Below are 6,600 nucleotides of genomic sequence, written 5' to 3'. Positions count from 1 at the left end.
GTCAGGAAGGAACCTCTCTCTGAAAGAGATGGAAATTTTTCTTGCTTTGATTTTTCCGTGTCGTACATATTCGTATGTGGAAAAGGCACTTCTCTCTGTAAGAAAGTGGGGGCTAAATTGTTCGAATACTTTTAGCAAAATGTGATTAAAAAGATATGTTTTTGGATGGTGAAAGCTTAAATTTACGCTGCTGGGGGTGAACTTATGGATGTTTTTAAGTCGATATTGTTTATTGTAGTGTTTATTTTTTTGATAGGCCTACTTTTATTCGTGGTAGTAAAGTTTGCTTGGAAACAAATCGTAGATTTTTCTGCAGAGGTGTTCGGAATAGGAAGAAAGGTCCAAAAGATATCATTTCCCACTTATATATCGGAGATTAGGAAGATAGGAAGACTCGTCACTTTGAGGGCTATGTATCAAAAAGTTTATATATACAATAAAAATAAGGATTCTGTAATAACTTACGAAGAGTATAAGAGAATTTTAGCAAGTGTAGAGGATGGTAATATTATAGATAAGATAGCAAACTTTTTATATGGATATGAATCGGCAGCTCACCTTGTCTACGTTTTTAGAGCGGGAGTTGATTTGAGTGAAATAAGTGAAGAGAATGTTGAAATTGATTTCGAAACAAAACAAGCGACAGTTACCGTACCTGAGGCTAAAATATTTGAACAGTACTTTGTTGAGAAACTCGAGCATTACACAGATATATACAAGTCATTAGTTGCTAATTTACCAGTTGAAGCCGAGAGAAAGATTCATGAGATAGCAGAGGCAGATATTGATAGAGAAAGAGAAAGAATTGAAGCTGAAATACTCCCGCAGGCTAGAGAACGCGCAAAGATTTTTGTTGAACAACTTTTAAAACAGTTAGGCTTTGAGACTGTTATGGTTATGTAGATGGGGTGGGAATATGGGTAAAATAAAATCCTGTATTTTAGTTATATTCGGACTTTTGGTGACTATAGTAGTGCTCGGGTTTGTTTGGAATGAGTTTTTTGCAAATAGGAACGAAGAAAACACATCGGTTAATCAAGAAGAAGAAAACACATCGGTTAATCAAGAAAATGTGGTTATACTGAAAAAGTTACAAGAGGTGTTGCAACTGGATTTGGTTAAGTATGAGATAGAAAAAGTTTTTGGAAAAAGAGTAGAAAATAGGTTTTTGAATATACCATTTGGTGATAAGGAACTTATCTTGATGTGCAAGGCTGATGTAACGGCGTATGTAGATGTTTCAAATCTAACAAGCGCAGATGTTGTAGTTGAAGACAGAACAGTAAAACTAACCCTTCCGTCTCCAAGAATAGAATCACGCTTTTTAGAGCAACCGACTGTACTTAAGAAAGACGATTACGAATCGCTTGAGGAATGGCAACAGTTGGAGAATGAAGTGCTTCAAGAAATCGAAGAGGATGCTAAAAGAGCTGGGATAATTGAAGAAGCAAAGGCTCAAGCATCGTATATTGTAAAGAATTTAGTAACGTTGCTCGGATTTGAAGATGTTGAAATAACGTTTGTCGATTAATAAAATTCATTGCTTCAGATTCTAAATATCGATAATATAATACTGTACGCGGGATTTAACCCCGCGTTTCATTTCAAATGAAACTACAAGGTTTCTCTTTAATTCAGGCAACATCAAATTGATGTGTGAAAATTACTTTCTCTTATAATTAGTAAAGATTGTGGGGATAGTGTGTTTTATAATCTTCTGTTAAACGGACAGATCTAAAATGCCGGCATAATAGAATACTACACAGGGCGAAGGATTCGTGGTTGTCTTTTCTCCTGCCTTAAATCCGCTGATGAGTAAATCTCAAATGTTATCCCTTCTAACATAACCAAATAAGTCCTTTACGGCTTCTTCCTTCCTCAGTTATCTTCAACTCTTATTTGAATTTCAGATACTTTGAGTTTATTGTGAATATCATCAATGATGTATTTTTGTTACCTTTCAACCTTGGTGAATTTGAAACTTTTGTTTAATCTATTCAGATGTTGAATTAACACTTTGTTTTGAGAAGGAATGTACTCTTTTCAATTTTTTGTGGCTTTAGACGTGATTGCATCATTGTTTCGGTTTTGGTCATGTCAATGATGCCTAACGTAATCGTATCACAATTGTATGCTATAATTAGTTATGGTAGATTCAGCCTTTACCTATAAAAGTTGTATGTGTGTAAAAATAAGATGAGGGGGAATAGTATGAGATTGTTTCAGCAGTTTTCTTTTGCTGGTTCTGATGAGTTTGTGAGAATGATTAATAGTTTTTTCGGCATAGTCAGAAAAACGATTAGTAAATCGATAGACGATTCTGAGAAGAAGGTTGATAGCTTAAGAAAGCTATCAGACGTTTTGGAAGCTATGAACATTGATGTTAGTAAGAAAAGCAATCTGTACGGGACGGGTAACTTGGTTATCGGTGGTTTGTATGATATTAAGTTTGATTTCGGTGAAAAGTTTTTCCATGATTATATTGAACTTAAGGATGTTATTTTGCTTGTTCCTGATAAGGATGGGTATTTTTATTTCGAAGGTAGTAAGCTTTACTCTCCATTTGTCGTTTTTGATGGGTTTAGCACATCAGATGAGTTGGAAGTTTTTGAAGAGAATGAATCTGTTGATGATTTATCAATGAAAGAAATTTTAGAAAAGAGTATCAATCTTTCTGAGAGTATAGTCCTTCAAGGTTACTATTTGAATTTTCTTTTTGCTCTACTCAGGATTGTTTATGAAAGGGTTCGCGATAGAAGAGTCAATTCAAGCTTTAGAAGCGCACTTTTGAATCAGCTCGTTCAAAAGATAGGGGTAATCTTTAGTAGATATTATTCTAAAACTGGGCGGTGGTTGGCCGTAAAGGTGCCTAATTTCTTCCTCGCAGACGAGCTCAATGATATATCGTATAATTCGGAACCACGAAAGGTTATTTATCCAAATGAGCAGGTTAACGATAACCTCAGGCTGCCACATTCTTCACATTTTGGGATTGTTGATTTGCTTGAAACTCCTGAGTCGGATAAGATTGGTCTAACGCTTACGTTGATAGATAGTGATGATTTGTCTTTTGATTTTGATAATTTGAGAATTGTTAATAAAAGATTTACTATTTCAGATTTGTTGAATGGGAATATCTCATCGCCCGATTTTCTGTCTTTTGCTACTAAACAGATTCCTTTCATTTTGCACTCCGATGCAGCAAGGATGTTGATGGGATCAAAGAATTTGAAGCAAGTGATACCTGTCGAGGAAGCCGAAGAACCGATTATCAAAACAGGTTTTGAAACGCAAAAATATGGCGTGAACGCACTTGTTGGGTACGGGCTTTTCTACGGTTTTAATTTTGAGGATGGCATAGTAGTTTCAGAGAGTTTTGCTAAGAAAATGAGAGTAAAGATTAAGGAAAGTGAGAAGTTTACTGAAGAGTTCATTTCAGCCAAGAGTTTCACTTTTAATGAGGGGAAATGGAAGTTTGTTGGTAACAAGGTTGAAGCAATAATCGAATGGAAGGTCAAGCCCGGTGAGAGTGTTTATTATGGAAAAGAGTTGTTCGAAGTTACTATAAAAGAAGACGAAAAAAAGAAAAAGAGTTGGATACGTACGTATGAAGGAAGGTATGAAGCAAGAGTTGTGAATCTGCCTAAGGATGCTTTTCCAGTACCTTCTGCAGTTTTTGATGAATATGTGATAAGTTTCTATATAGACTTCGAGGTTTACAAACCTTTAGAAGTTGGAGACAAACTGATGGGAAGACACGGAAACAAGGGTACTGTTTCTCTGATCCTTCCAGACGAACAGATGCCTGAAGTGGAAATAGGAGGGAATCGTTACAAACTCGATGTTATCTTGAGTCCACTTGGCGTTGTTTCAAGGATGAATTTGGGACAGTTGTACGAGACCCATTGTTCAGTTGCCGTAAAACACGCCAATTTTAACCTGCCTATACCAATCTCTCCTCTGGAAAATATGAGCTCTCGTTCAAATGAACTTCTGGATTCTCTCCGTTCAATAGGTGCTGATAAATACGGAAGGTTTAGGGTTTATTACAATGGTAACGTTTGGTATCTTACAGCTGGCTATCAATATATGGTGAGGCTTGACCATTGCGTGAGGGATAAGATTCATGTTGTGGATATAGCAGCAGAAAGTGAATTAACAGGTCAGCCAAAGAAAGGTAAGTCAAATAATGGTGGTCAGAAGTTTGGAGAGCTTGAGTTTTGGAGTTTGCAATCATATGCAAATAGAAAACTTACAAAACTGTTCGCTCAAAAGAATTTGAGTAGTTTAGCAAAAGGTAAAAAAGCAAATTTGACAGTCTATCCTGAGGATATTTTGAACGAGATTTTTGATTATGTGTTCGGTATCAGGTTCGAGTTGAAATCAAATGGTTCATCTAATTGCAGTTGCTTCAAGTTAGCTAACAATGTTAATACAAAACTCAATGTCGATTTAGAGCTGTTGAAAATATATGTAGACTCTGCCTTGAGGAATTTAGATCGTGATACTAAGAGAAAATTTGGCTTGTACAGGATTTGGTATATGATGCAGAAATCACCTGATGTTAATCAGGAAATTGAGCAATTTTTTGATTTGTTGGAGAATTTTGTAGGAAAGGAAAGCAAGAGTGTTGATGATATAAAAGAGATAGACAAGTTTATCAATCATAGCAAATATTTAGAAGCTGTGTTTGAGCATGTGAGCGAGTTTGAGAGTGTTAAGAATGGAATTAAACTATCTCATGGGCCTAATGGAAATGTTGAAAAGTTCGCAAAGCTGATAGAGAATTTCTGGAATAAGATTGTTGTAGTTCTCAAAGAAGTAAAAGCGGAAGGCTCTAAAAGAGCAGATTTTAAATACATAGAAGATAAGATTAAGAAATTACTCTTCAAGAAGGAAGGTTTTGTTCGTGAGATAGTTATCGCCCGAAGATTACACTATTCGGCGCGAACTGTTATTTCTCCGATGCCTCTTTCTAAGCTAGATTTGGAAGGTCTTGTGGTTGATTTGGATGTTGATACTGTTATTTTGCCTGTGGATTTTGGGATTGCTTGGCTCAAAGATAGAATTTCGGTTATTTCAAAGGACAAAGTTGAAAGAGCTTTAAGGGGAGACAGCAAGGAGCGAAAAGAAATCGCAAGGCTGTTAACTAAAGAACTTATCAGCGATGATATTTATGTAGTCTTGATAAGGCAACCAGCTATTCACAGGCATTCTGTTCAAGCATTCAGACCTGTTTTTTGGCAAAACTATACGATAGGACTTCCAATAAACGTGTGTGAAGGTTTCAATGCTGATTTTGACGGAGACACTATGGCGGTGATATACCCAACTGAGCAAACAGAAGATATCAAGGAAGAATTAAGAAGTATGTTGCCTTCACGCAATCCTTTCAAGCTGGGTAATGGCGAGCTTATATACTCGATAGACCAAGATATGGTGTACGGCTACTATTGTGAGACCGGAAAAGAGAAAAAGGCTTTGAAGAGCGAAGCCGACAAAGTAATCAGAGATTATGCAAGGCAAGGAAAATATGATGAGATAAAGGAATATATAAAGTCAACTATTTTAGATAAGTATGTTAGATTGGCAACGGAAAGAAATCTTACACTGAGTATTTTTGAAATACTCAATAATACTGGCAGCTTCGAGGCTATTAAGAAATCAAAGTGTAGAGGGAACGATAAGCAATACAAACAGCTTAATTTTGAAATCAGCGTTGAAGAGAGAAAGATTCAAACAGGTTTCGTACAAGGTTTAAGCGTTAAAGATTACTTCAATCCTGAAGATGGTTTGGTCAGGAGAGCTCGAAGGACGTTGATGGATAAAAAGTTGAAAGTTGCGGATGCCGGATATTTGACCCGTAAACTCGTTGAATTCGTAGGAGCTATTAAGACGTCTGATAATACTGATGAATTTGTTGAAATTAATATAGATCTAAGTACCTTGCCAAATGGATTTGATAAGAAAAGGTTCTTATACCGTTACATAAAGGTAGGGGACGAAGTTAGATTTGTGGAAAGTGAAGATATGATTCCGGATAGGTTTGTGCTACTTTCACCAAAAGTTGTTGAAATTGGCAATGGTTGGTATATTAGCAAAAAATGGTGTGGGTTTGATGTTTCACGATTAAAGGAATTTAATGATAATGAGTACATAGGAATTTCAGCAGGGCACGTTATAGGAGAGCGAGGAACGCAACTTTCGATGGAGACGTTCCATACTGGTGGAAAGGGTTTGAATATGGCGTCTGTTAGGGAGAGTATTCTTAGGAATGCGTTCAATAGTGAAAATTACAGTAAATTTCTCGAAAACGTTAGTAAAGACTTTCAGCGTGACATGGGGGAAGGTTATCATCTGTTTAGTTACCTTGACTCAAAATCTTTGTATTTTGAATTGATTTACAATTTTGCTCAATATATTAAGGGGTTTGGAATCACAAGACCAGGAGATTACCATTCTAACATAGACCTGAGAGGTGCTCTCACTTGCATGTCGTTTGAGAGAGGGCTGGATATTATAAAAGAAATTGAAATAGGAAAAGATTACGAAGAGAAACATCCAAGAGTAGAGTACTCTTTCTTCTGGAGGTGGATGTAA

At 36.3% G+C, this 6,600-nt stretch carries 3 protein-coding genes; all 3 read left to right on the top strand.

Annotation, left to right across the window (positions count from 1 at the left end; genetic code table 11):
* Window positions 1-204: 204 nt before the first annotated feature.
* Window positions 205-903, top strand: coding sequence for a DUF4230 domain-containing protein (locus BUA11_RS09595; RefSeq protein ID WP_072760985.1), 699 nt, complete (start codon window positions 205-207; stop codon window positions 901-903).
* 13 nt (window positions 904-916) lie between these two features.
* Window positions 917-1,531, top strand: a complete 615-nt coding sequence (locus BUA11_RS09590) for a DUF4230 domain-containing protein (protein WP_072760983.1) — start codon at window positions 917-919, stop codon at window positions 1,529-1,531.
* 680 nt (window positions 1,532-2,211) lie between these two features.
* A complete protein-coding gene (locus BUA11_RS09585; RefSeq protein WP_072760981.1) occupies window positions 2,212-6,600 on the top strand; it encodes a hypothetical protein in 4,389 nt (1,462 codons plus the stop codon).

This window comes from Fervidobacterium gondwanense DSM 13020 (genome assembly GCF_900143265.1).
GTDB lineage: Bacteria > Thermotogota > Thermotogae > Thermotogales > Fervidobacteriaceae > Fervidobacterium > Fervidobacterium gondwanense.
This window is presented reverse-complemented; position numbering and strand designations above follow the sequence as displayed.